The 24,205-nt window shown below is 64.7% G+C and carries 27 protein-coding genes; 16 read left to right on the top strand and 11 right to left on the bottom strand.

Annotation, left to right across the window (positions count from 1 at the left end):
- Nucleotides 1–86: 86 nt before the first annotated feature.
- Nucleotides 87–515 (bottom strand): RDD family protein, encoded by a 429-nt coding sequence (locus NGM29_RS17790; RefSeq protein ID WP_254158120.1) that lies wholly within the window; start codon nucleotides 513–515, stop codon nucleotides 87–89.
- Nucleotides 516–834: 319 nt separating this feature from the next.
- On the opposite strand from NGM29_RS17790, the gene NGM29_RS17795 reads away from it, so the two are divergent.
- Both NGM29_RS17795 and NGM29_RS17800 read left to right on the top strand, forming a co-directional pair.
- Nucleotides 835–1,809, top strand: a complete 975-nt coding sequence (locus NGM29_RS17795) for a Gfo/Idh/MocA family protein (protein ID WP_254158121.1) — start codon at nucleotides 835–837, stop codon at nucleotides 1,807–1,809.
- A gap of 156 nt (nucleotides 1,810–1,965) precedes the next feature.
- Entirely contained in the window at nucleotides 1,966–2,505 is a 540-nt protein-coding gene (locus tag NGM29_RS17800; RefSeq protein ID WP_254158122.1) for a hypothetical protein, read from the top strand.
- Between the two features lie 223 nt (nucleotides 2,506–2,728).
- Here NGM29_RS17800 and NGM29_RS17805 read toward each other — a convergent pair whose 3' ends face one another.
- The 3 genes from NGM29_RS17805 to pth2 form a co-directional block, all read right to left on the bottom strand.
- Nucleotides 2,729–3,334: a hypothetical protein gene (locus NGM29_RS17805; protein WP_254158123.1), complete on the bottom strand. Its 606-nt coding sequence runs from the start codon at nucleotides 3,332–3,334 to the stop codon at nucleotides 2,729–2,731.
- A gap of 346 nt (nucleotides 3,335–3,680) precedes the next feature.
- Nucleotides 3,681–4,346 (bottom strand): alpha/beta hydrolase, encoded by a 666-nt coding sequence (locus NGM29_RS17810; RefSeq protein ID WP_254158124.1) that lies wholly within the window; start codon nucleotides 4,344–4,346, stop codon nucleotides 3,681–3,683.
- Between the two features lie 116 nt (nucleotides 4,347–4,462).
- A complete protein-coding gene (gene pth2, locus NGM29_RS17815; protein WP_254158125.1) occupies nucleotides 4,463–4,801 on the bottom strand; it encodes a peptidyl-tRNA hydrolase Pth2 in 339 nt (112 codons plus the stop codon).
- Nucleotides 4,802–4,904: 103 nt separating this feature from the next.
- Between pth2 and NGM29_RS17820 the strand changes: the two genes are divergently transcribed.
- The 4 genes from NGM29_RS17820 (at nucleotide 4,905) to NGM29_RS17835 (ending at nucleotide 7,987) form a co-directional block, all read left to right on the top strand.
- The gene (locus NGM29_RS17820; protein ID WP_254158126.1) at nucleotides 4,905–5,603 is read left to right on the top strand and encodes a DsbA family protein; all 699 of its coding nucleotides are present in this window, start codon (nucleotides 4,905–4,907) and stop codon (nucleotides 5,601–5,603) included.
- Nucleotides 5,604–5,715: 112 nt separating this feature from the next.
- Complete coding sequence (dcd, locus tag NGM29_RS17825; RefSeq protein ID WP_253429747.1) at nucleotides 5,716–6,321, top strand: dCTP deaminase; 606 nt, start codon at nucleotides 5,716–5,718, stop codon at nucleotides 6,319–6,321.
- 101 nt (nucleotides 6,322–6,422) lie between these two features.
- Nucleotides 6,423–7,322 carry a thiamine-phosphate synthase family protein gene (locus tag NGM29_RS17830; RefSeq protein ID WP_254158127.1) on the top strand — a complete coding sequence of 300 codons (900 nt, stop codon included), beginning with the start codon at nucleotides 6,423–6,425 and terminating at the stop codon, nucleotides 7,320–7,322.
- Complete coding sequence (locus NGM29_RS17835; protein WP_254158128.1) at nucleotides 7,319–7,987, top strand: class I SAM-dependent methyltransferase; 669 nt, start codon at nucleotides 7,319–7,321, stop codon at nucleotides 7,985–7,987. The genes NGM29_RS17830 and NGM29_RS17835 overlap by 4 nt, the downstream gene beginning before the upstream one ends.
- A gap of 28 nt (nucleotides 7,988–8,015) precedes the next feature.
- Here NGM29_RS17835 and NGM29_RS17840 read toward each other — a convergent pair whose 3' ends face one another.
- A complete protein-coding gene (locus NGM29_RS17840) occupies nucleotides 8,016–8,435 on the bottom strand; it encodes an acyl-CoA thioesterase (protein ID WP_254158129.1) in 420 nt (139 codons plus the stop codon).
- Nucleotides 8,436–8,535: 100 nt separating this feature from the next.
- Between NGM29_RS17840 and NGM29_RS17845 the strand changes: the two genes are divergently transcribed.
- From NGM29_RS17845 to hisH, 7 genes are all read left to right on the top strand, one after another.
- The gene (locus NGM29_RS17845) at nucleotides 8,536–8,949 is read left to right on the top strand and encodes a cobalamin B12-binding domain-containing protein (RefSeq protein ID WP_254158130.1); all 414 of its coding nucleotides are present in this window, start codon (nucleotides 8,536–8,538) and stop codon (nucleotides 8,947–8,949) included.
- Nucleotides 8,946–10,079, top strand: a complete 1,134-nt coding sequence (meaB, locus tag NGM29_RS17850) for a methylmalonyl Co-A mutase-associated GTPase MeaB (RefSeq protein ID WP_254158131.1) — start codon at nucleotides 8,946–8,948, stop codon at nucleotides 10,077–10,079. Before NGM29_RS17845 ends, meaB begins: the two co-directional genes overlap by 4 nt.
- A gap of 135 nt (nucleotides 10,080–10,214) precedes the next feature.
- Entirely contained in the window at nucleotides 10,215–10,811 is a 597-nt protein-coding gene (locus NGM29_RS17855) for a uracil-DNA glycosylase (protein ID WP_254160633.1), read from the top strand.
- A 305-nt stretch (nucleotides 10,812–11,116) separates the two neighbouring features.
- Nucleotides 11,117–12,100, top strand: a complete 984-nt coding sequence (locus NGM29_RS17860; RefSeq protein WP_254158132.1) for a substrate-binding domain-containing protein — start codon at nucleotides 11,117–11,119, stop codon at nucleotides 12,098–12,100.
- Nucleotides 12,101–12,151: 51 nt separating this feature from the next.
- Complete coding sequence (gene phnC, locus NGM29_RS17865; RefSeq protein ID WP_254158133.1) at nucleotides 12,152–12,928, top strand: phosphonate ABC transporter ATP-binding protein; 777 nt, start codon at nucleotides 12,152–12,154, stop codon at nucleotides 12,926–12,928.
- Nucleotides 12,925–13,863 carry a phosphonate ABC transporter, permease protein PhnE gene (phnE, locus tag NGM29_RS17870; RefSeq protein WP_254158134.1) on the top strand — a complete coding sequence of 313 codons (939 nt, stop codon included), beginning with the start codon at nucleotides 12,925–12,927 and terminating at the stop codon, nucleotides 13,861–13,863. Before phnC ends, phnE begins: the two co-directional genes overlap by 4 nt.
- 68 nt (nucleotides 13,864–13,931) lie before the next feature.
- On the top strand, nucleotides 13,932–14,609 hold the full coding sequence (gene hisH, locus NGM29_RS17875; RefSeq protein ID WP_254158135.1) for an imidazole glycerol phosphate synthase subunit HisH: 678 nt from the start codon (nucleotides 13,932–13,934) through the stop codon (nucleotides 14,607–14,609).
- A gap of 53 nt (nucleotides 14,610–14,662) precedes the next feature.
- Here hisH and NGM29_RS17880 read toward each other — a convergent pair whose 3' ends face one another.
- Complete coding sequence (locus NGM29_RS17880) at nucleotides 14,663–14,965, bottom strand: DUF7553 family protein (RefSeq protein ID WP_254158136.1); 303 nt, start codon at nucleotides 14,963–14,965, stop codon at nucleotides 14,663–14,665.
- Nucleotides 14,966–15,081: 116 nt separating this feature from the next.
- Between NGM29_RS17880 and NGM29_RS17885 the strand changes: the two genes are divergently transcribed.
- Nucleotides 15,082–15,885 carry a hypothetical protein gene (locus NGM29_RS17885; protein WP_254158137.1) on the top strand — a complete coding sequence of 268 codons (804 nt, stop codon included), beginning with the start codon at nucleotides 15,082–15,084 and terminating at the stop codon, nucleotides 15,883–15,885.
- Nucleotides 15,886–16,008: 123 nt separating this feature from the next.
- Here NGM29_RS17885 and NGM29_RS17890 read toward each other — a convergent pair whose 3' ends face one another.
- Entirely contained in the window at nucleotides 16,009–16,410 is a 402-nt protein-coding gene (locus tag NGM29_RS17890; protein WP_254158138.1) for a DUF3006 domain-containing protein, read from the bottom strand.
- 200 nt (nucleotides 16,411–16,610) lie between these two features.
- Here NGM29_RS17890 and NGM29_RS17895 point away from each other — a divergent pair, with 200 nt between their 5' ends.
- Nucleotides 16,611–17,411, top strand: coding sequence for an aldo/keto reductase (locus NGM29_RS17895; RefSeq protein ID WP_254158139.1), 801 nt, complete (start codon nucleotides 16,611–16,613; stop codon nucleotides 17,409–17,411).
- Nucleotides 17,412–17,528: 117 nt separating this feature from the next.
- Here NGM29_RS17895 and NGM29_RS17900 read toward each other — a convergent pair whose 3' ends face one another.
- Genes NGM29_RS17900 through NGM29_RS17910 form a run of 3 tightly spaced genes read right to left on the bottom strand, consistent with a single transcriptional unit; the run spans nucleotide 17,529 to nucleotide 21,876 of the window.
- Nucleotides 17,529–18,371 carry a cohesin domain-containing protein gene (locus NGM29_RS17900; RefSeq protein ID WP_254158140.1) on the bottom strand — a complete coding sequence of 281 codons (843 nt, stop codon included), beginning with the start codon at nucleotides 18,369–18,371 and terminating at the stop codon, nucleotides 17,529–17,531.
- Nucleotides 18,368–19,606 (bottom strand): DUF7350 domain-containing protein, encoded by a 1,239-nt coding sequence (locus NGM29_RS17905; protein WP_254158141.1) that lies wholly within the window; start codon nucleotides 19,604–19,606, stop codon nucleotides 18,368–18,370. Before NGM29_RS17905 ends, NGM29_RS17900 begins: the two co-directional genes overlap by 4 nt.
- A 41-nt stretch (nucleotides 19,607–19,647) precedes the next feature.
- On the bottom strand, nucleotides 19,648–21,876 hold the full coding sequence (locus NGM29_RS17910; RefSeq protein WP_254158142.1) for a bifunctional metallophosphatase/5'-nucleotidase: 2,229 nt from the start codon (nucleotides 21,874–21,876) through the stop codon (nucleotides 19,648–19,650).
- Between the two features lie 379 nt (nucleotides 21,877–22,255).
- On the opposite strand from NGM29_RS17910, the gene NGM29_RS17915 reads away from it, so the two are divergent.
- Nucleotides 22,256–22,621: a DUF7113 family protein gene (locus NGM29_RS17915; RefSeq protein ID WP_254158143.1), complete on the top strand. Its 366-nt coding sequence runs from the start codon at nucleotides 22,256–22,258 to the stop codon at nucleotides 22,619–22,621.
- A gap of 2 nt (nucleotides 22,622–22,623) precedes the next feature.
- Here NGM29_RS17915 and NGM29_RS17920 read toward each other — a convergent pair whose 3' ends face one another.
- Entirely contained in the window at nucleotides 22,624–23,898 is a 1,275-nt protein-coding gene (locus NGM29_RS17920) for a DNA double-strand break repair nuclease NurA (RefSeq protein WP_254158144.1), read from the bottom strand.
- Between the last annotated feature and the right edge of the window lie 307 nt (nucleotides 23,899–24,205).

Below are 24,205 nucleotides of genomic sequence, written 5' to 3' on the forward strand. Positions count from 1 at the left end.
TGACATAGTGATTCGGTCTCGTGTCCTAGCGGTGTTCGGAAGAGAATTGAACGGTGAGGCGGAGCGTTTCGTGCGACCTCTGTCAGTTAGTTTCGAACGACCATCGTGTTGGCCATCATATCCCCGAGACGCTGGTTGTCCTCCGACGAGACAATGAGGAGGATAGCAACGATGACCGCCAAAAGCGTCCCTGAGCCGAGGAGCTTCGTGATATTCCGTATGACGGCCTCTCCAGGTGAACACCGCTCGCCGTGTCGGTTGACTACTCGCAAACCAATAACCATCTTTCCGCCTGTTGCACCCCACTTTGCTTCAGTCCCCACGTAGTACACGGCACTTCCAACGATCCCGACGAAACCTGCCAGCGCTTCAGCCGATTCCGGGGATTCGGGCTGGAAGACGAATATCAGTGGGAGTAAGACTGCAAGCAGGAGCATGAACGTAATGAGACCATCGAGGAGCAATGCAAGACCGCGCTCGAGAACGCCTGCATAATTAAAGTTCTTTCGTCCCATAAGTGAATTCCAGAACCGTTCCATAAATAATTGTTGGACTTCCTAGACGGTGTTCGGATGAGGATTGAACGGAGAGGTAGATTACTTTCCGAGTGCCGCTGTCGGAAAACGCTAGCCCCATCGGATCAATCGCCATTTCGAGGTCGATTTTGGGGAACGAAGAGCGACACCAGAGCGGCCGATGAAACCCAGTCATTAACTCCATCTCGGTGGATTCTCGCTTTCGAGTACTATCTCGAAGATCCGATCAGTATCCGTGACCCTTCCGTTCGTCACCGCATCCGCTGGCTTTTTGCGCCTTCCCGGCGGCGATTCGCGTATGGAATTTGGCGTGCTGTCGACGGCCGGAATCGCGCAGAAGGCGCTGCTGCCGGCGATCGACTCGAGCGAGCACCGCGTCGGCGCCATCGCCTCCCGCGACGCCGAACGGGCCGAGTCGGTCGCCGAGGAGTACGGTATCCCGCGGTCGTGCGGCTCGTACGACGACCTGCTCGGCGATTCGGACCTGGACGCAGTCTACGTCCCCCTGCCCAACGCACTCCACGGCGAGTGGACGAAGCGCGCGGCCGATGCGGGGCTCCACGTCCTGTGTGAGAAACCGCTCGCCGTCGATGCCGACGAAGCGCGCGAGGTCGTCGCCCACTGTGACGACCGGGACGTCGTCCTGATGGAGGCGTTCATGTACCGCTACCACCCGCGAACCGAGCGGGCGATTGAACTCGCGCGGGAGGCGCTCAAGGACGTGCGCTCGGTCGCCGCGTCGTTCACCTTCTCCCTGCGCGGCGACCCCGACGACGTCCGGCTGAATCCGAACCTCGCTGGTGGGTCGCTCATGGACGTCGGCTGTTATCCCATCTCGGCCGCTCGACAGTTCCTCGGCGAACCCGACCGCGTTTACGCTCACGCCCACGACTCGCGAGAGGCGGGCGTCGACACCGCCCTCACCGGCGTCCTCGAGTACGACGACGGGGCGACGGCGCGAATCGCCTCCGGGTTCGACACGCCGAAACACCAGCGCTACCGCGTCGAGGCGACGAACGGCTGGCTCGAGGTCGACGACGCCTTCGACGTGCCCGACGGCGCCCTCGAACTCGAGTACGAGATTGACGGTGAGCACGGCGTCGAGACGTTTGAACCGGTCGACCAGTACCGACTCGAGGTCGAGCACTTCGCCCGCTGCATCGAGACGGGGACCCGGCCGCGAACCGACGGCGACGAAGCGGTCGCGAACATGCACGTGATCGACGCGCTGTACGAGAGTGCCGCGCTCGAGGCGCCAGTGTCCGTGGAGTGAGTCCGGGGGCTGGGAAACGAGAACCGGTGATAGTCCCGACCTGGAGACGTTGCTGAAAGCCGCTCGATACGCTGGACAAAGATAGCGACTGCCGCTACTCGAATTGCGCTTTCGTTCAGGAGAACGTATTTAAACAGCGTAGATTATTTCACTGTAATGAACAGACGTTCCCTCCTCGCTGGCGTGGGACTGTCCGCCTCGAGTGCTATCGTCGGGTGTCTCGACGAGTCCGACGAGGAGATCCGCCGTCGCGCCTGTTCGCACGCCCCCGACGAAGCCGACCAGGTGAGCCACAACGTTACCCAGACCAGGTTTCATTTCCTTCGTGAGCAACACGCGCCGCTTACCCTCGTTACCGAACACGACCAGATAGCGCCGAGAATCGATCCTGGACAGCGGGAACACGGAGACGTCGACGCACTCTTCGAGGGCGTATCGTTCGACGAGCACGCGATTCTCGTCTGGGAGGCAACCGAACACATCACCACTGACAACGTCGAGTTCCTCGGCGTTACCAGACCCACCGACCAGGAGCTTCTGGCGTACGGCTGTGACTACAGACTCGGAGGAGGTGGACAGGAGGAAACCAATTATTCGTTCGTCATCACCGTTCGTGTCGACGAGACGCCCCGGCAAGCGGAACTCCGTATTCAAAACGAGGGCGGAGAAACGAGGACACTCACCACAGCGCACTGAGACGAACTGACTGAGATGGTCCAGACGGATTCTTCGATACCCGAGGTGAAGCAATGCTACGTCACGAGCATACGTGCCGTCCGGAGGATGGCTGAAACTTACCCACTCCACCCGGGTCAATCAAGTCTGATCAATCCTGACGCGTACTGCCCGCTGATCCGTGAGCTATCGCGATAGCGAGAATCGACGGTCGCTGAGAACGCCGAGTCGAACAAAACGGCGGTCAGACCGCGTACCCTTCGTTTCGCAGCGCGAGCTCAACCGCTTCGTTGAACTCCTTTCGCAGATCGTCTTCGAAACCCTCGATCCGTTTCTCCGATTTGGCCAACTCAAGGCGGCGTTCGTCGCCGCCCTCATCGACGTCGATGTGACGGTACGATTGAGTGAATTTTCGGCCGTCATTCCCGTATGCGGTCACGGTCACGAGTTGCTCGTCCGACCGTCGATCGTCCCGGTCCGCCGGACGGGATCCCCCGACGTTTACTCGTTCGAAATCGGTGAGGTTGGTGGAGAGGCTGCCGATCGCGAGTTTCTGTTCGAGCGACTCCCGATCCCATTCGCGCCGTTCGTCCGTCTCTCGATCCGTCCCGATGACTGTCTCCGGTCCGATCGTATCTACCGTCCATTTTCTAAGGGAGTCGGATGCGAGTTCTTCTTCCGTTCGCGAGCGGGCGTCTCCTTCCTGAATCACGTCGCCCTCCTCGACGCGGATGTAGCGCGGATTCGCGGCTGGCACGTCGATAAAAACCTCGCCGGATTCCGTGCTAACCAGCGCTTCCACTCCCTCGATGGTACGGGATGTCAGATTTCGTTCGCTGACGTTAGACATGGTTTTCGGTCACACGCGTAATTGGCTTCAGATCTATCTAAGACTGCCGCCAGATTCATAATAAAATCGGAATAAAGACCGCTAATTTCGCATTTATTTCGTTTTATACGGCATATTTGCCGACCGCGTGCGGATATCGAAACGATTGGCGGTGAACGAGCGAACCCGCGGCGGGCGATCGGTTTCAGGCCGCGTGCGGAAACCGCTGTTCCGAGCGCCGCTGGCGGAGGGAGGACGGCCCGCTCGAGTCGGCATTCAGGTTTCACTACAAAGGGTATAGTGCGTACGGTCGCTTGGCATCACCGTATGGCCGCTGCTTCGAACGCCACAGTAGCGCCTTCTCGGGCTACTGGTCGGCCGCGTCGTCGACAATATCACGGACGACCTCGAGTTCGTCCTCGATGATCGTGTGGCCCATCCCCTCGTAAATTCGTTCGGTGACGTCGGCTCCGAGCCCTTCGTAGACCTCGACGGACTCGTGCACCCGCTCGAGCGGGATGTGGGGGTCCTGGTCGCTACACCCGAAGAACGCGGGCGTGCCCTCGAGCGAGCCGTCGTACTCCCGTGGGGTTCCCTCGGGGCCGATCAGCCCGCCGGAGAAGGCGACGACCCCGCCGTAGTCGCGGGCGTTCCGGGCGGCGAACTCACTGGCGAGACAGCCCCCCTGTGAGAAGCCGGCCAGGATCGTCCGCTCGGCCGGGAACGACTCGTTCGCGGTCTCGAGCGTCGACTCGAGCAGGTCGAGCGCCGAGGTCAGGTACGGCTCGTTGGCCTCGATCGGGGCGAGAAACGACTGGGGATACCAGGTCCCGCGGACGGCCTGGGGCGCGAGGTAGGCCACGTCGTCGCGGTCGAACTGGGCGGCCATCTCGAGCATGCCCGAGGCGCGGGCGCCGCGACCGTGGACGAGGATCATCGCGGCGTTGGCGTCCTCGAGGTTAGCACCGGCGCGCTCGACGGGTTGGTCGCCGTGCGGGTCGTCGCCGGAGTTTGGGGTCGGCGTTCCACTCATAGGTGAACGAACGGCCTCGAGCGTGAAAGGCGTTCTCGAGGCGGCGAACTTGGGCGCACTCGAGCGCGCCTTCGGACGGGCGTCCTGGGGGTCCCACCGCGAGATGGACCGGTCGATCAGAACAGCGACAGCTCGCCCGTCACCCGGTCGACCAGCTCCTCGTCGCCAGGGCCAACGGCCAGCGTCGTCACCGTTCCGGGCTCGAGCTGGGTGTGGCCCGCGTCGCGGACGATCGCGTTCGGCAGCCCCTCCTGGTCGGCGATGGCCGCGAGTTCGTGAAGTTCGCGCTCGCCCGATCCTTTGAGGACGATCTTCTTCTGGCCGCCGTTCTTCCAGCGCCGACGCGACCGGTCGTCGGCTTTCTCGTAGGCCGACAGCGAGGCGTGTGCCACCTGTGCGGCGAGTTTTCCCGTTCCCATGCCGATGTCCGTTCGGGCGACGATGGCCTGTTTCATGCAGACGACGAGGTGGACGACCGGTAAAACGCCCGCGGTTACGCTCGAGCTACAGGATGGCGACTGCGACACCTATTTGCGCGCGGACTCGATACGATGGACCATGAACGTGACGCGACGACGCTTCGCCGCACTCGCCGCCGGATCGGCGGTCGCCGGCGCTGGCTGTCTCGGTGGCGGTGATGCGGAGGGCGACGGGAACGGAAACGGCGACGGCGACGAGAAGGGAAATGGCAACGGCAACGGCGACGGGTCTGACTCCGGCGTCGACGAGGACGACCTTCTCGAGATACCCGTCATCGGCGACCCGGACGCAGACGTTACGGTCACCGTCTTCGAGGACTTCGGCTGTGGCCACTGCGCCATCTACCACACGGAGATGTTCCCGGACATCAAGGACGCGTACGTCGACGGGGAACAGATTCGCTACGAACACCGGGACTTTCCCATCCCCGTCCAGGATGAGTGGTCCTACGCCGTCGCGAGCGCAGCCCGCTCGGTCCAGGATCAGGAGGGCAACGAGGCGTTCTTCGAGTTCACTGGCGAAATCTTCAACCACTGGGATGACGGGTACTCCTACGACCTCATCGAACAGGTCGCGAGCGACTTCGGCTTCGACGCAGAGCAGGTTCGGGCGGACGCCGAGAGCGTGACCTACCGGGACGGCCTCGAGGCCGAGCGTGCTCACGGGATGGAGCTCGGCATCGAGGGAACGCCCTGGATCGTCGTCGACGGCGACCGAGTCGAGCCTGACACGGCGGCGATTGTCGGGGCGATCGACGAGGCGCTCGCAGACGACTGAGGCGTCAGCCGAGGGATAGACGCGGTTCTGGCCATTGTCGCCACCACCAGCCTAGCCACGAAAGCGCCCGCGGATCCGAACCATTTACCACGCCGCACGCGAGTCCCCGTACATGATCCTCTCGGACGCGGACATCCTCGACCGACTCGAGGCGGGCGACCTCGTGGTCGAACCGATCGACGACTACGACCTGCAGATCCAGCCGGCGAGCGTCGACCTTCGGCTGGGGAGTCGATTCCTCGAGTTTCAGCGCACGAACATCCCCTGCATCCACCCGAACGAGGAGCGCGAGGTCGACGACTACGTCACCGAGACCGTCGTCGAGGACGGCGAGGACTTCATCCTCCACCCCGGCGACTTCGTGCTGGGGACGACCCACGAGCGCGTCGAGATTCCGGCGGACCTGATCGCTCACGTCGAGGGCCGCTCTTCGCTGGGGCGGCTTGCCGTGGTCGTCCACGCGACCGCAGGTCTGTGCGACCCGGGGTATCGAGGCCAGATCACCCTCGAGCTGTCGAATCTCGGAAGTGCCCCCGTCGCCCTCTCGCCGGGAATGCGGATCTCACAGCTCACCTTCACGGAGCTGAAGACGCCGGCCGATCGGCCCTACGGGAGCGAGCGTGGTTCGAAGTACCAGGACCAGGACGGCCCGCAGGCCTCCCGGATCCAGCGCGACGACGAGTTCGGCGGCGACCAACTCGACCGTCGCGAGGAGTAGACCGAACCGCGCGCCTCGAGCGACGGGTGCCGCGAGCCGCGGGGAGTGACGGCCAGGACGATCCCCACAGTTATTGTACGCGGTCCCCTACGTCCGGGCAGATGAAATTCGTCGAAGAGATCGTCGTCGAGGAGTTCCTGCCGACGATCCGCTCACAGCTCGCGGGAGAGCTTCGCGAGCGGGGATTGACCCAGAGCGAGGTCGCCGAGGTGCTCGGCATCAGCCAGAGCGCCGTCTCGAAGTACGCCCACGGCGACGTCGCCACGAACGATCGCATCGCCGACGACGACCGCGTCCAGGAACTCGTGACTCGACTCGGCGAGGGGCTCTCGAGCGGCGATATGTCGCCGGTCCAGGCGCTCGTCGAGATCGAGGTGCTCGTGCGCGACCTCGAGAGTCCCGGCGACCTGCTGGCGACGCTCCACGAGACGTCCGTCCCGCAGCTGGCCGAACACGACGCGAGCTTTCGCGTTCACGACCCCGAGAGTGCTGTCCGCTCGAGCGAGCGGGTTCGGTCCTCGCTCCGACGCGGGCTGCGCATCCTCGAGAACGCGAGCGGCTTCGCCGGGCTGATCCCGGCGGTGGGGTCGAACCTCGTCGCCTGCGTCCCCGACGCCGAGGACGTCGACGACGTAGCCGGCGTCCCCGGGCGCATCTTCGACGTCAAGGGGCGAGCGACGGTCCCTGGAGAGCCCGAGTTCGGCGTCTCCGAACACGTGGCCACGGTACTCCTCGCCGCGCGACGCCACGGCAGCGACGCGGCGGCCGCCGTGAACGTCCGGTACGATCCCGCGCTCCTCGACGAGTTGGCCGAGCGCGGCCACGACCTCGCGGAGTTCGACGAATCGGGCGACGTCGCCTCGAGCGTCGGGGCGGCCGTCGAGGACACCCCGACGGCGACCGTCCTCTACCAGACCGGCGGCGAAGGCATCGAACCCCTCACCTACGTGCTGGGTCCGGACGCGGAGGCGGTCGCGAGGACGATCCGCGAGCTGCTATGACCGAAGACGCCCAGGCGTTCTACGGCCGCTGGGCGCGCCTGTACGACCTGCTGGCCACGCGAACGCCCGGTATCGTCACCCTCAGACGCCAGGCCGCCCTCGCCTGCCGACTCGAGCCAGGCGACACCGTGGTCGAGATGGGCTGTGGAACCGGCGCCAACCTGCCGTACCTGCGCGAGCAGGTCGGTCCCGAGGGCACCGTGATCGGGCTCGACTTCACCCGGGGCGTCCTCGAGCGAGCGCGCGTAGCGACGGCCGAGTACGACAACGTCCACGTCGTCCGGGCGGACGCGACGCAGCCGCCGATTCCCGACGAGGACGGGGTCGATGCAATTCTCGCCACCTTCGTCGTCGGCATGCTCGCCGAGCCGGCGCGGGCAGTCGACCAGTGGTGTGACGCGCTCGCGCCCGGGGGCCACCTCGTCCTCGTCAACGCCGGTCGGAGCGAGCGCTGGTACGCGCCGCCCGTCAACGCGCTCTTCCGGGGCGTCGTCGCCCTGTCGACGCCGCCGACGACGCGGCTTCGCTACGACCGGGACCTCTCCGGCCAGCTCGATCGAAAGGTGCGAGACGCCCACGACCGGCTCCGGGCGCGGGCGAGCGCGGTCGCCCACGAGACCCATGCTGGCGGTGTGGTTCGGCTGACTGGCGGGCGAATCGAGTGACCCGACGCCCCATCGTTCGAACGAACCGTTATTCCTCGAGCCCCTCGTACTCGACGATCCGCTGACGCAACGAGTCCGGCATCGGAATCGACGATCGCGTCTCGACGTCGACGCACACGAGCGTCGTCTCCGCGGTCGCCGCGCGGGTCTCGTCGGCGTATATTTCGTAACTCATCGTCCAGCTCGAGGTGCCCAGTTCGGTGGTTCCCGTCGCGACGACGACGTCCTGGCCCATCGTGATCGAGCGCTCGTAGGTAATCTCGAGGTTGGCGACGACAAACCCGTAGTCCTCGACGGCGAGGTCGGCGACGGCCTCGAGGTACGCGGCTCGGGCCGACTCGAGGTAGGTGACGTAGACGGCGTTGTTGACGTGGCTGAAGGTGTCGAGGTCGCGATAGCGGATCGGGACGTCGACGGTGAACGGGAGGTCGGTCGCGAGATCAGTCATTGACGGTGAGTCGTGCGCCGGCGATTTGTGCGCGTCGATTGGCGCACGAACCCCACGAACTTCCGTTAGAGTCAAACCGACCGGCGGAAAAGGAACGGGCATGAGCGAACAGGAAACGCGATCGATCCGGTGTCTCGTGGCGAAGGTCGGCCTCGACGGCCACGACCGCGGGGCCCACGTCATCGCTCGAGCGTTCCGCGACGCCGGCTTCGAGGTCATCTACTCCGGACTGCACAAGGCGCCCGCCGAGATCGTCCAGGCGGCCGTCCAGGAGGACGTCGACGTCCTCGGCATCTCGATCCTCTCGGGAGCCCACAAGACGCTGGTCCCGAAGATCATGGACGGCCTCGAGGAGTACGACGCCGCCGAGGACACCCTCGTCCTGGTCGGGGGCGTGATCCCCGAGGAGGACAAGGCGGCCCTGCGAGCGGAAGGCGTCGCCGCCGTCTTCGGACCTGGCACGTCGATCGAGGAGACCGTCGAGTTCGTCCGCGAGAACGCCCCCGAGCGATGAGCGGCGACGACGACCTGCTCGAGGACCTCCTGGCCGGAAAACACCGGGCGCTCGCGCGCGTCATCTCGAAGATCGAAAACCGGGCGCCGGGCTACCGTGAACTGGTTTCCGACCTGTACGCCCACACCGGCAACGCCGAAATCGTCGGCATCACGGGCAGTCCGGGCGCTGGCAAGTCCACGCTGGTCGACAAACTGGCCGAGACCTACCGGGAGCGCGGCGAGACCGTCGGCGTGATCGCCATCGACCCCTCCTCGCCTTTCACCGGCGGGGCCGTACTGGGTGACCGCATCCGCATGGCCTCGACGGTCGGCGACATGGACGTCTTCGTGCGCTCGATGAGCGCCCGGGGAACCCTCGGCGGGCTCTCGACGGCGACCGCTGACGCCGTCAAGGCGATGGATGCCTTCGGCAAGGACCGAATCATCATCGAGACCGTTGGCGCCGGGCAAAACGAAATCGACATCGTCCGGACCGCGGACACCGTCGCCGTGCTCGTCCCGCCAGGCTCCGGCGACTCCATCCAGACGCTCAAGGCCGGCATCCTCGAGATCGCCGACGTCTTCGTCGTGAACAAGGCCGATCGGCCAGGTGCCGACCGGACGGTCCAGGAACTCCTCGAGATGATCGAACTGGGCGACGGGAGCAGCGGCTTTTCGAGTTCGGGAGGCGGCCACCACGGTATGGACGCGATGAGCGAGAGTGGCTCGAGTCCTCACTCGAGCGAGGACGGCGGTGAGGGGGAACCAGACGAACCAGCCCAACCAGACGAGTCAGCCGAACCCGAGACCTGGGTCCCACCCGTCGTCGAAACCGTCGCCACCGACGGAACCGGCGTCGACGACCTGATCGACGACCTGGAACACCACCGCCACTACCTCGAGCGCTCCGGGACCCTCGCCGAGCGCACCCGTCGACGCTACGGCGAGGAGATCCGAACCCTGCTCCGGGAGGACGTCCACGACCTGCTCCAGGGCGAACTCGAGCGCGCCGGCAGCGTCGACGCGCTCGCGGAGGCGGTCCGGACGGGCGAGACTGACCCGTACACGATCGCCGACGAGGCGCTCGCTCCGCTCGAGCGGTGCCTCGAGGAGCTGGAGGGCGAACGCCTCGAGTCGGTTTCGCGGTAGAGCCAGCTCGCCTTTGATTTTTGAACGCGCGTGGAAGGGTTCTAGTAGGTGGCTCTCCGAGCGAAGCGTATGACCGCGGACGACGGTGACGCCGACGGTGAACTGTCGACTGACCCCGAGCAAGACGCCGAACACATGGATGGCCTCGAGGTGACGGGCTGTACGCGCTGTGGCGACCTGGTCGAGTCGCGGAGTCAGATTGTCAACGGAGCCGGACCCGAGGACGCCGACCTCCTGTTCGTCGGGGAGGGGCCCGGCGCGACCGAGGACCGCGAAGGGGAGCCCTTCGTCGGCAGGAGCGGATCGGTTCTCGACGACCACCTCCGGGACGTGGGCCTCCTCCGCGAGGACGTCCGCATCACGAACTGCGTGCGCTGTCGGCCACCCGAGAACCGCGATCCCAAGAAGGCGGAACTCGCAAACTGTCGGGGCTACCTCGAGACCGAAATCGTCCGACTCGACCCAGAGGTGATCGTCACGCTCGGGAAGGTGCCGAGCGAGCACTTGCTCGAACGGTCGGTCGCGGTGACGAAGGAAGCCGGAACCGTCGAGGACGCCCGCATCGGCGACACCGCGAGACGCGTCCTGATCTGTCTCCACCCGGCCGCGACGCTGTACGACCGGAGCCAGACCGATACGTTCGCAGAGACGCTCGAGACGGCAGCCGAGTTGGCGGGACTCGACGGTGGTGGCGAGGGGAGCGGGCAAGCACGACTCGACGGGTTCGACTAGCCGTTTCGACCAGTGGTTGCTGACGGTCGCGTTCTCTCTCGTTCTCCCTCGAGGCTTGATCGGTGATTCACATATGCGTGAAAAACTCGTATTTCGTTCGGGAAGATCACATTTCGCTCGAGCAAGCACCACAGAAAACCGACGGAATTTTTCAGTGTTCGTTTGTTTAATAATAGTTCAAAGGGGGCAAAATAGCGGATAAACTCGGCGTGTTTGTGTACAAAGCACGGCTCTAATGGGATACCGATGGATGAGTATGTAGGCGACATAGAAACTCCTAAATGGTGGCGTTCATAGTGTCATCCATGTCCGATCAGACACGGTGGACAAACAAGCGGCGAACGTTCCTCAAAGGTGCAGGTGTGACTGCGACAGCGGGGCTGGCAGGTTGTCTGGGAGACCTCTCGGGCGACGGTGGCGACGACGACGAGGTTCGGATGGTGCTGAACCCCGCCGAGGGTGACGTCGACATGATGAAACAGTACGAACCGCTGTTCAACTACCTCGAGGACGAGACCGGGGCCACGATCGACGCGACCGAGACCAGCAGTTACACGGCGACGGTCGACGCGATTCGGAACGATCAGGCCGAAATCGCAGACATCTCGCCGACGGGCGTGATCGCGGCACCCGACTCTATGGACGTCCTCGGTGTCCGCATCGCCTACGGTGCAGAACAGTACTTCTCGCTGATCGCGACGACACCGGACAGCGGAATCGAAGAACTGGCCGACCTCGAGGGCACCGACGTGTCGCTCAGCGACCCGCTCTCGGTCTCCGGGAGCCTCTTCCCACTGTACATGCTCTCGGAAGCCGGACTCGACGTCGGTGACGCGCCCGACGGCAGCCCGGAAGACTTCAACACGCGTCACTCGGATCACTCGACCGCCCGTGACGAACTCCTCCAGCAGGACGAAGTCATGGCCGCCGGCGCAGGCGCGTTCGTGCTCGCGCCGCACATCCCGGAGGACCAGTTCTCGGATCAATTCCTGGAGATCTCGGCCGAGGCCGACAGCGTCGGAAGCGCGGACGAGGAAATGCGACTCCTCTCCGAATCCGACCCCATTCCGCGAGCGCCGATCGTCGCCCGTTCGAACTGGGACTCCTCGCTGAAAGGCGACATCGAGGAGGCGTTGCTGAACGCGACCGAGGAGGATCTCATCGACGAGGACTCCGAGGAGCAACTGTGGTTCACCGGCGTGGAGGAAGGATCGATCGAGGACTACGACCCGATCAAGAACGTTATGGACGCACTCGGCCTCGAGTTCGCCGACCTCGCCGGCGAGTAACGCTCGGACCAATCCAAACGATTCTTACGGTATACTCTACAACACCATTCAATGTCATATATCAGTGTCGAGGGGGTGAGCAAACGATTTGGCGATACGCAGGCGTTGAAAGACGTCTCGTTCGAGGTCCCACAGGGCGAGTTCGTCGTGGTACTCGGAGCGTCCGGATCGGGGAAATCTACCCTTCTGCGTTGTATGAACGGGCTGACGAAGCCCACGTCCGGGACGATCACGATAAACGATACCGACATCACGGAACCGCACCCTGAGATCGCGATGATCTTCCAGCAGCACAACATCATCGGGCAGATGAGCGCCTACTCGAACGCGCTCACCGGAACGTTACAGCGAAGCGGCGTGCTCGAGAGTGTGCTCCAGTCTCACGACCGCAAAGAGAAACTCGAGGCGCTACGAGCCCTCGAGACCGTCGGACTGCTCGACGAGGCGGGCCAGCGAGCGAACCAGATGAGCGGCGGCCAGCAACAGCGCGTCGGGATCGCCCGAGCGCTGGTACAGAAGCCGATGACGTTACTCGCCGACGAACCGGTCGCCAGCCTCGACCCCGGCAGCGCACAGAAAGTGATGACGTATCTACTGCGAGCGGCGGAGAATCGACAGTTGACGACCGTCGTAAGCTTGCATCAGGTGAACCTCGCCCGCCAGTTCGGCGAGAGATTCATCGGCCTGAAACATGGCGAAGTCGTCTTCGACGGCTACGCCGAAGACTTCGACCTCGACGTGATCGACCGAATCTACGATTCGCCCTCGACCGACGGAACCGATTTGGGTGATCTCATTAGCGACGAAACGGAGGCGACCGCACAGTGAGCCAACAAACGTTCTCGCCGGAGGTAAAGCAACGCTACAAGGAGATTCGACGTGCACGTCGAATCCGGGCCGTAATTGGCGGACTCCTCTTTCTGGTTGTCATGGCGCTCTTCTACCGGGCGCTGATCGCTGTCGAGATGACCGTCGCCCAGTACATTCGCTACGGGCCGCAGTTCATCGGGGCGCTCGAGCAGTACTTCCCGGTCACGAATGTCAATGGCGTTCCGGTTCTCGACGTGGGCCAGTACTGGGAGTTCATCGTCGATCGGAACCTCTTCGGGCAGGCGGGGATCACCCTCGCAATGGGCTTTGCCGGGACGATTATGGGCTTCCCGCTCGCGCTGCTGTTCAGCGTCCTTGGCTCGGGCCGCGTCACGCCGTTCCCGTTCAACTTCCTCTTCCGGGGGATCATGTCCTCGATTCGGGCCATTCCAGCGCTCGTCTGGGCGCTGATTTACGTCCCGCTTGGCGGCGTGACACCGTTTACCGCAACGCTCGCGATCGCCACCGACACGATCGGGAACCTGGGTCGCCTGTTCACGGACGAACTGGAGGAAATCGAATCGGGACCGATCGAGGCGATTCAGACGACCGGTGCGGGCCGCGTCCAGGTGATCGTCTTCGGAATGCTCTCGCAGGTAACCACGCCGTTCATCGCGTGGACGCTCTACATTCTGGAGATCAACATCCGAATCGCGGTCAGCCTGGGGATCATCGGCGGCGGTGGGATTGGCTACACGCTCGCCGTCCAGCAGCGCCTGTTCGAGTACACGAACATGATGGCGACCATCCTCGTCATCCTGGTACTGATCATCTCCGTCGAGATGTTCAGCCAGCGCGTTCGGTCCTACATCCGCGCCGAAGAGGAGCCAATGGGACTGTGGGAACTGCTGAAGGGCTTCCCCAAGCGGATGGCCGAGTCGCTCGCGAAATAAGCCGACTCCGGGAGGGGATTCTTTCTCGAAGGGCAACGCACTTGCTCGCTCGTCGCCGACCCGTACGTATGACCAAGAGCACGCTATCGTCCCCGGCGGAGAGCGAGGAGACCCTCGCCGACGTCGCCATCGTCGACTACGGCCTGGGAAACCTCCGGAGCGTCACGCGCGGCCTCGAGCGGGCAGGCGCCGCCGTCGAAATCACCGACGACCCGGCCGACTTCGAGGACGCCGACGGCGTCGTCCTCCCGGGCGTCGGCGCGTTCCGCGAGGGCGTCGAGAACGCCGATCCGCTCCGGGAGGACCTGCTGGCGGTCGCTGACCGCGGCCAGCCGCTCTTCGGGATCTGTCTCGGCATGCAGATGCTCCTGACCTCGAGCGAGGAGGGCGAGACCGACGGCGAGTCGGCCGTCAGTGGCCTGGACCTGATCCCGGGAACCAACGTCCGCTTCGCCGAAGGGCAAAAGATCCCCCACATGGGCTGGAACGAACTCGCCGTCGAACGAGAACACCCGCTCATCGAGGGCGTCGACGGGCGCTACGCCTACTTCGTCCACTCCTACTACGCCGTCCCCAACGACGAGTCGGCGACGGTCGCGACTACCGACTACGAACGGCGGTTCCCCTCAATCGTCGCGAACGAGGCGGACAACGTCTTCGGCACCCAGTTCCACCCGGAGAAGAGTGGCGAGACTGGGCTCCAGATCCTGCGGAACTTCGTCGGCATCTGTGCGGATCGCGGGTGAAGACGTTCAGCGTGAGGTCGTCGAGGTCGGGAGTGGCGATTGCGCCCCAGGTGCTACGTCTCGTCGTCGTCCTGCGCCACTGGTTTCTGATACTCGATGCAGGCCTCCCGGGCACGAGCGATCCGCTCGCCGGCCTCACCCGACGCCTCGGACTCGAGGCCGTCGAGTGTTTCGATGAGTTCGGCAATCCGGTCTGTCTTCGGGCCGGGTTCGTCCTGTGTGCGGTGGCCCTCGAGTTCCTCGTCTAGCCCTTCCTGAATCGAATCGGCCTGCTCCTGGACGGTTCGGTCGGCGGCGTCGCTCGCGCGTCGAAGGTGCTCGCGAGCACGCTCGAAGTGTGTCGTTTCGGTGGTCACGTCTCCGGTATCGGGCGCCGTTCCCACCAATCGTCGGCCGGCGAGCGACGGCATCGAGTATGGATTGGTATGCCGGGCTAAGATTCACTTGCGTCGACGGTGTAGCTCCCGATCCAATGGTCGACACAGGAGACGGCGGGAATCAGACGGGCGATCTGACCGAACGAGCGCTCGAGTCGGACGCGCCGCTCGAAGGCGGGTCGACGATTGATCGGGCGCTGTCGCTGGCCAAACGGGGTGCGAGCGACGGGTCGCTCGCGATGGCGACTGGCGCCCTGGTCCTCTGGCGAGGGCTCCGATCGATTCGACGGGGTCGGGTACGCGGCATCATTCCGGCCGCCATCGGCATAGCGGCCGTCGGTACCGGCGTCAAGCGACGCCGCGCGGGTACCGAGGAGACGGATAAATCCACGTCGGACGAGGCTCACGCGGCAGCACAGCGAGAGGACCAGGGTCGCGAAACCGGGCTCGATGCCTCGAGCGACGAGTTCGACTGGCAAGACGACGAGACGTCCTCGCTCGAGCCGGCCGTCGACGACGAATCGGCCGAAGAGGCGCCGTCAGAGGCCGATCCACGGCTGGACGAGGACGACGCTGAGGAGGCCGACCTCTCGGATACCGCAGTCGCGGATGAAGTGAGCGAGGCGACCGGCCCGTCGGCCGAACAGGCACAACCGACGATGTCGATCGATAGCGAGGTCGACCCCGAAACCGGTGGACCGAGACCCGGTGCCCTGGACGGCGACGACTCGAGTGAGGACGACTCGAGCGTAGCCGACGCTGACGAAGACAGCGAGGGCGAAGCCGACACGGGCGACGCAATGCGTCAGGACGAGACCGACCCGGACGCGTCGCAGGCGGGCGACGAGGGCGATGTCGATGGCAGCGACGAGAGTGACGGCGTCGAGCAGGAGGAGTGACGTCTCGATCCCTCGATCCGTCTCTCGGGCGCAGCACCCGTTCGGCTCAGGTGACGACGAGCAGTCGGCGAGTCGATTCACTCGAGACGCCCTATCGAGTCCCGGTGAAATTAGCGCCCGTGGTTACTCCCTCGAGTGAGGATCGAGACGCTCGGGAAGCGGCCAGGCCGCGGCGAGGTCCCCGTCGCGAACGAGTACGACGAGTCGATCGCGCTCCTCGACGGTCGGGAGACGATCGCGGGGAACGACGAGCTGATCGACGGTTCGCCCGTCCTCCTCGAGCAGGATGACGACGTGTTCGCCGTCGACGATTCGGTCGACGGTCGCGACGAACGTTTCGAACGGGAGCCCCGAGCTCGAGGTGAGAGCCGTTGACTGAGTTCGCAACGCTGGAACGTCGGCGGGCCCGTCCTGTGACGGGCTCTCGTCGTCGCTCCCGCTAACGCTTCCCGCACTGGCACCCATGGCGAGGCCAGCGATCGCTCCGAGTACGGTGCGGCGAGTTCGAGTGGGCTGTCGAGCCATGGGCGGTCTGGCCGCCCGATCGTATATAAACTGGAGAAGGGCCACGACGGGTGCTCGAGGCCCGATTGAAACCCGGTCGAGACCCGATCAGGATTACGCTAGAGACCTGATCAAGATCCCATCGAGACCAAATCGAGACTCCCCGCAGACCACTTGCCGCTTCCCCGACACTCGAGTACTCGGCGCTCGTGCGGTCCCGTATGAGCGAGACACCCGTTCCACAACCCGGCTTCGGAACGTCGGGTCACGAGGGAGCGACCTGCACCGAGAGCGTCGCGCGAGCGCTCGAGGCCGGCTACCGCCACGTCGACACCGCCCAGATGTACGACAACGAGGCCGCAGTCGGGGCCGCGCTCGAGCGAAGCGACGTCGACCGCGAGGACGTGTTCCTGGCGACGAAAATCCACCCCTCGAACCTCGCCCACGACGACGTCCTCGAGACGACCGAGGAGAGCCTCGACCGGCTCGGCGTCGATACGGTCGACCTGCTGTACGTCCACTGGCCGACCGACGCCTACGACCCCGAGGAGACACTACCCGCGATGGACGAGGTCCGCGACCGGGGATGGACGCGAAACGTCGGCGTGAGCAACTTCACCGTCGAGTTGCTCGAGGAGGCCCACGAGATCCTCGAGTCGCCAATCGTGGCCAACCAGGTCGAACTGCACCCGTTCCTCCAGCAGGACGACCTGGTCGAGTACGGACGCGAGCATGACGTGACGACCGTTGCCTACTGCCCGATCGCAAAGGGCGACGTCGCCGGGAACGACACGCTCGAGTCGATCGCCGACGCCCACGACGCCACACCCGTCCAGGTGACGCTCGCGTGGCATTACGCCCGCGAGGGCGTGGTTCCCATCCCGAAGGCGACCGGCGACCACGTCGAGGAGAACTACGCGGCGCTCGACCTCTCGTTGAGCGACGACGAACTGGATCGAATCGCCGAACTCGACCGTGGCGAGCGACTGGTCGATCCGGACGCGGCCGCGTGGAATCGCTGATCGAGGACTGTTCGGAGAATCTACGTCGGTGCTCGTTCTAACATTCGTGTCGATGGCTGCTCGAGCCAATCGACTCGACGACCGTTCGAAGGATTCGCGACACGACTCGAGACGCTGCTACCGTTCTCCATCCAGAACGCGCCGGAACCCAGCGAGCGCGAGGAGCGCCACGAGCAGAGAGACGGCCGTGAACCCGGGTACCGAATCAGCGTCGTCCGCTTCGCGGGGCTCGTCGCTGCCCGATTCGTTCGCCGATCCCGAGGTGTTCTCGTCTGCGTCGTCACTGGAGTCGCTCGAGTCCGTATCGTCCCCAGTTCCGGATCGATCCGAGTCGTCGGCAGACTCGTTTGCCATCGCCTCGAGCGCGTCACGATCATGCGGATCGGGATGATCGAACGGCTCGTGCGGTTCCTCCCCACCGTCGATCGAAATCGTCACCTCCCGGTCGTGAACTGCGAGCGGGAACTCGCGCTCGAGGTAGACTTCGGAGTTGCCAAAGGAGAGCGTCGTCTGTGCCGCCGGCGCGTCCGCCGCGACCTCTATCGTGATCGTGGCGACGCGAGCCTGCCCCGTCGCCCCGCCAGCCACGGGATCACGCCGCTGCTCGAGGATTGCCGTTCCGGCCTCGTTAGCAATTACCTGTTCCTCGCTGATCTCGGATTCCTCGCCCTGCTCGAGCCAGTCGCCTGCCTCGACGTCCGTGACTTCGAGGTAGTCGGGGTGGTACTGGGCGATCAGCTCGTAGGAGGTGACGCCCTCGCCGTGAGCGCCCTGGCTGCGCATGATGACGTCGATCTCGATCTCCTCACCGGGTTGGGCCTCGACCTCGTAGGGCGTCGGCGATATGGTGGCGACGGCGTCGCCGGCGGTAACCGTCCCGACCCCGAAACCGGCCAGTGCGACGGTAGACGTCACCAGTGCCAGCGCGAGCGTCGCGACGAGGAGCCGTCGTCCGGTCATAGCGAAATCACTGTCGACGCCGACGGCATCTCGAGGAAGGCCGTCTCGTAGCCCCGGTGTCTCGAGACCTGTGGTGGCGTTTGCACCTCGAGTTCGAGGGTCGCCTCGTTCGGATCGGTCGCCAGCGCCGTCCCATAGTGGAGACCGAGTTCGTGGTCGAGGGTTTCGGTCAGTCGCCTGGAGTCGCCGTCGACGGTCGCCTCAAGGCCCATCAGCGGGAGGACGCAGTGGTTGTAGGGGGTCCGCGGGGAGACCGCGAGGTAGTGGTCGTCGCCGCCCGCTTCGGGATCAGCGTTGACAAACCTGGAACCCGGTTCGAAGGTTGTGATCTCGAAGACGGCGTCGCCGCTCTCGAGCGGTTCCTGACGAGACCCCGGGAGGTCTCTCGCCGGCGGTGCGCTCGAGTACGGGATGGCGTGGCTGTCGTGATCGGATCCGGAATTGTCGTGATCGGAGTCGCCGTCCCCACCTTCGCGATCGGCACCGTCGCTTCCGCCGTCTCCGTGGCCCATCGGCTCGAGCGCTCCGCGCTCGCCCCACTCGTCCTTGGGGAAGTACTCGACCTCGGTCGCGAGTCGGCGAAGGTCGTCGTCGAAGTCGAACGCGAATTCGAACGAGACGCGCTCCTCGAGTCGGTCCGCGAACGCGCCAGTTTTTCGGATCGAGACCGGGCTCAATCGGCCCTCGACGCGATAGGTGCCGTCGCCCTCGAGGGAGAGGTTGTCCCCGAAGTGAAAGCCCATCTGCTGGGAGAGCATGAGCCACGGGCGAACCTCGCGGACGAACTCGCCGTCCTGGGAGAGCTCGAGAACGGGACTCGAGTCGACGGGAACCACCTGTTCGGTCTCGCGGTCCCAGGCGGTGACCATCAGGTGGACGTCGTCGCGGTCGGGTTCGACCTTCTTGACGCCGCTCCCGTCGACGAGCCAGAACGGGTGCGGGTAGGTGACCATCCCGGCGACGCGGTGGTCGCCGGCGTCGACGGGCTCGAGCATCCGCATCCGCTCGCGGTGGGTCGGGCGGTACACCGCGTCCGGCGGGTCCTCGATTTCGGGGAACGCGAGCAGGTCGTCGGAGTCGTTGGTGTCGTTCGACCCGTTCGGCTCGGCGTCTCCGTTCGATTCCGGGGTGTCGTCCTCACCGCGCTCGAGACAGCCGGCGATGGCGAGTGTGCCGGCCCCGGCAGTTGCTCGCTGGAGGAGGCGGCGTCGCGTAAGCGGGGACGTTCCGCGCATCTGTAGGGAACTTAGGCGGAGAGCGATTTACGGTTTGTCCTTCAGGCCCGGTCAGATTCCTCGTCGTCCGCGCCGCGAACGCGGGAGTAGAGGTAGGTCCCGCCTGCGCCGCCGGCAAGAGCGGCTAACGGACCGAATCCGGGCATACCGTCCTCCTCCTTTTCGCTGCTTACGTCGGTATCCTCGTCGTCGCCGTCCTGGTTCTCGCCGTCGTCCTGGTCGCCGTTCTGATCCTCACCGTCGCCGTCTCCACCGTCACCGTTCTGGCCGTCGTCATCGTCCGCACCTTCGCCGGACTCGAGCACGGCCGCCGCGTCGACACTCGACTTCAATTTGAAGTAGTCGTAGCCGCTCGAGGTGGGCAACTCGAAGCCATAGCCCCAGTACTCCTCGTCCGGATCGTAGCCGCCGAAGACCCGCAGGACGGGATTCTCGACGCTCGAGACGAGTTCGCACAGCGCCTCGGCGTCGAAGACGACTTCGACGGTATCGTCGCCCTCGGCGACGGACTCGACCGCGAGGTCATCGCCGGTGCGGATCACGGCCCGGAAGGAGTCCTCGACGACGGCGGTGCCGCTCTCCGGGAAGGGGGCGGTGATCGTGATTTTGCCGTCTTCCCGTGCGACCGACCCCGCACCGACGTCCTCGTCGACGCGGATCATCCGGTTCTCGCGCTCTGGAGCCACGGTACCCCACTCCTCGAGCACGTCGAGCACGTAGGGCCCCTGGAACTGGCCCGACTCGAGGACAGTCTCGGCTTGGCTCAGGATATCGTCGTTGCCGACGACATAGTCGTTGTTCGCCATGTAGTAGGTCTCCTCCGGATCGACCGGCTCGCCGCCGACGAACACGTTGTCGATCCACGTCTCGTCGTCGTGGCCCCACCACTCGTAGGAGACGCCCGAGACCTGGATCGCCGGCTGCGTGCCGTAGTCTTCGCTCGGGTGCGGGCGAATCGCTCCTTCGAGATAGTCGACGAGTTGCTGACCGGTGAGCTCGACGACCTCGATTTCGTTCGGGAACGGGAGCGTCTCCATGACCTGTGCGCCGGTGATCGGCCCGGCCTCGTAGTAGCCGCCCCGAATGCCGCCGCCGTTCTGGACGGCGACGTCGACCTCGACGTCGGCGGTGTCGCCGATGGTCGCCATCGCGTCGGTGATGAGGTTGCCGAAGCCGGTTTCGACCGCGTAGTTGTCGAACGTGCCGTTGAGGTCCGTCTCGCTCTCGAAGAACGGCTGGCCGAGGCGCTCGTCGAGTTCGCCCTGCCATTTTTCGGTCAGGTCCACGAGCGTGGGATCTTCCTCGATGTCGGCCGTCTCGCGGGCCGTGATCTGCTCGTACTCGTCGACCGCGTCGGTCGGACTCCAGTTCTCGGGGATCAGGTCGACCCGACGCCAGTCGACGAGGTCGCCGTCGGCGTCGAGCGTGATCGACCCGACGTGGGCGAACTCGTCGCCGAACTCGCTGACGACCGTCCCGTCGACGATTTCGGGTTCGTCGTACGCGATGCCCGAGTGCGACCCGACGATGGCGTCCAGTCCGTCGACCTCCGCGGCCAGCGTGTCGTGGACGCCCGTGCTGACGTGAGAGGCACAGACGACGACGTCGGCCCCGTCCGCTCGCAGGGCGTCGACGGCCTCCTGGGCACCTTCCACGTAGCCGAGTACCTGCCACTCCGCTGGGTAGTCCGTCAGCGAGTGGAAGTTCGTCGAGACCAGGCCGAAGACGCCGACCGTAAGCCCGCCCGCCTCGAGCGTGGTCCAGCGCTCGGTCCCCGGGACCGGGGCACCAGTGTCGTCGAGCAGGTTCGCGACGAGCCACGGGAACCCGCTCTCCTCGAAGCGCGTCGTCGCAACGTCGGCCCCGAAGTCGTACTCGTGGTTGCCGACGCCAACCGCGTCGACGTCCATGTAGTTGAGCGCCTCGATCATGTGCTCGCCCTCGTACTCAAGGCCGAGCATCGAGGGAGCGATGTCGTCGCCGTTGCCCAGGAAGAGCGAGTTCTCGGTGTCGTCCAGAACGTCCTCGACGACGGTGTAGTAGCGAGCGATGTTGAGGTCATACTCCTGTGCGTTGCGAAACCGCCCGTGGAAGTGCGTGTCGTGGACGATCGTCACCGTCTCGCCGCTCGCCGCGACGCTCGCACTGGCGGGAACCAGAGCGGCGAGCGAGGCACCGGCAGTCGCCCCGAGAAAGCGACGGCGGCTTCGGTCGACCGAGGAATCGGATACGGACGACGAACAATTCTTTTCCCGTGAGTGTTTTGCCATGGATGCAACCTTCGAAACGGGTAACTAATACCTTTCTAAGTTCCGTCACGACATCTCACTCGACGTCGGGAGGACTTCGGAGAGCGATGGACGCGTACTGACAGATTCGAGCGCCAAACCCAAGCCATTACTATAATTAGTATAGTATAGGCAGTATATATATAATTATATATATATCTGATAAAAGTCGTCGTCAAAGCGACACCGAACCCGCCACTCGAGTCCGAACGACCCCGTCTAGGCGAAAGTAACCTAACATAGTTCCCCGGTTGTCACGAGTCGGAGACGCTACTGATTTTCCGAATCTTTCCTCGAGACGGCCGCTCGAGGCCATCTTGCAACCATCCGGTTTTTCCGTTTCGATACCCTACTGTTTCGTATGCTCCTCATACGCGGCCGAGCCGGCGGGACCGAGCTCACCGGGACGCTGTACGAGCGCGGTGAGCAGTCGCCCTCGTTCCGTGGCGCGCCAGACGAAGGCGCTCCATACGTCTGGATCTGTGACGAGTTCTACGAGGTCGATAGCGGCGGCACCGCGCAACTCATCGACGGCCGCGAGGTACACATCGCCTTCGAATCGCCGATGCCGCGCGGATTCGACACCCGCGAACAGGCGCTCGAGGCCGCGACCGAGCACATCCAGACCCAGTTCGCCCGCATCGGCGTCGACCGCGAGGCCGTCGACCTCGAGATCGAGAAGGACGAACTCGACGCCGCCGACGTGCTCGAACGGGACGCAACCTGACCTCAGGCGAACTCCTCGCCCCACCGCTTGTCGTCGTACGTTCGCCGCTCGACCGTCTCGAACTGCGTCTCGAGCGCCTCCCGAAGCGAGCGTTTCTCGGACGCGCTGATCCTGGCGAGTTCGTCGGCCTTCTCGATGGTCTGTGGCGGCCCGCCCGCGACGGCTACGTCCTGGAGCAACTGCCGGGTGAGTCGTTCCCGGCGCTCCTCGTCGCGAACGACTCCGTACGGCGCTTCCACCCGATAGACCAGGTCGTCCCGCGGATCGTAGATCACGAAGAACGTCACCTCATAGGTCTCCAGGTCGAGTTTCCGGTCGACGCCGAGTGCGTCGCCCTCGGGCGAGAGGGGCCTGTCGACGCCACCCCGTGAACGGAACCAGCCCGTGTAGGTCAGGCTCTCGGTGTCGCGTTCCCAGCGCTCCCCGTCGACGTCCGAGACGTACTCGCCGCGCTCGAGGATCCGGGTGAAGAACGTTCCGTCGTCGCCCCACGGCGCCTCGATGTCCTTCGACTGGACCGCGCGCGTGATCGCCCGCGTCGCCGGGTTCTTGACGAAGCCGACGAGCGGGACGTCCCGCTCGAGGAACGTCTCGACCAGTCGAACGTAGTTCTGGACGACCTGTTTCGGGCGGGCGTTCTCCTCGAGGAAGGTCGCGAGGTCGGGGTGCTGATCCGACCACCGGAGGAGCCCTCGCGGGTAGAGTGGGCCGTCGAGGATCAGCAGGTCCGAGACGTCCTCGGCGTGATCGCGGGCGTGTTCGCTCTCAGCGAGGTAGAGCGCCAGCGCGTGGACGATGCCCTCGGCGAACCGCGGCAGTCGCTGCTGGACCTTGATCGCCCGCGAGCGGCTGTAGTCGTCGTCGAATTCATCCCACGTCTCGTCGACGTGGGCCGTCTGATCGCTCGAGTGGACCGTCGCGATCATCGTCCGCGAGCGGTGGAGGTCGAGCGAGGAGGGCGTCGCGCTCATCGCCGCCTGAGCGATGTCGATCACGAGGCCGTTCTTGAACACCGTTGGGTTGATCGTCCCGGCGTCCAGTCCGTGTTCGGTCGCGAACGGCTGGTCACAGAGGGCGATGGCTTCCCGGTCGACGAGGTGCTTCGAGACGGTGTCGAGCGGCTCGAGGACGAATCGGCCGTCGCCGTCGATCAGCGGGTCGAGAAAGTCCGCCCAGACCGTCTCGGCGAGCGCTCGATGGTCGCGCTCGTCGGCCCCGTGATCGATCCGTCGCGCGAGTCGCGCGATGCCGTCGAAGTGAACCGGATCGAGTGTCATACTCGACTCCACCGAGGCAATCGGCAAAAAGCCAGTGGTCGCTCGAGCGCGAGTACGGTGCGGGTCGACGACGGCGGACAGCGGTAGCGGGACACGAATCGCGTCGTCGAATCCGGTGCTGGTACTCGTCTCTTGAGACCCCCTCGTCGCGTCCGAATCGGTAGCGGAGGTGGACGAATTCGATGTCGGCGTTCACCGAGCCTCTCTGCTGTCGAGGGCTCTCCGCCTCTCGTTCAGCCACTCGCGAGGTTTGGCTTCGATCCCGAACCGCCTACCAGTGCCATCGGCAGCAGTTCGGCACGTGTCA

The sequence above is a fragment of the Natronosalvus rutilus genome (assembly GCF_024204665.1).
GTDB classification, from domain to species: Archaea; Halobacteriota; Halobacteria; order Halobacteriales; family Natrialbaceae; genus Natronosalvus; species Natronosalvus rutilus.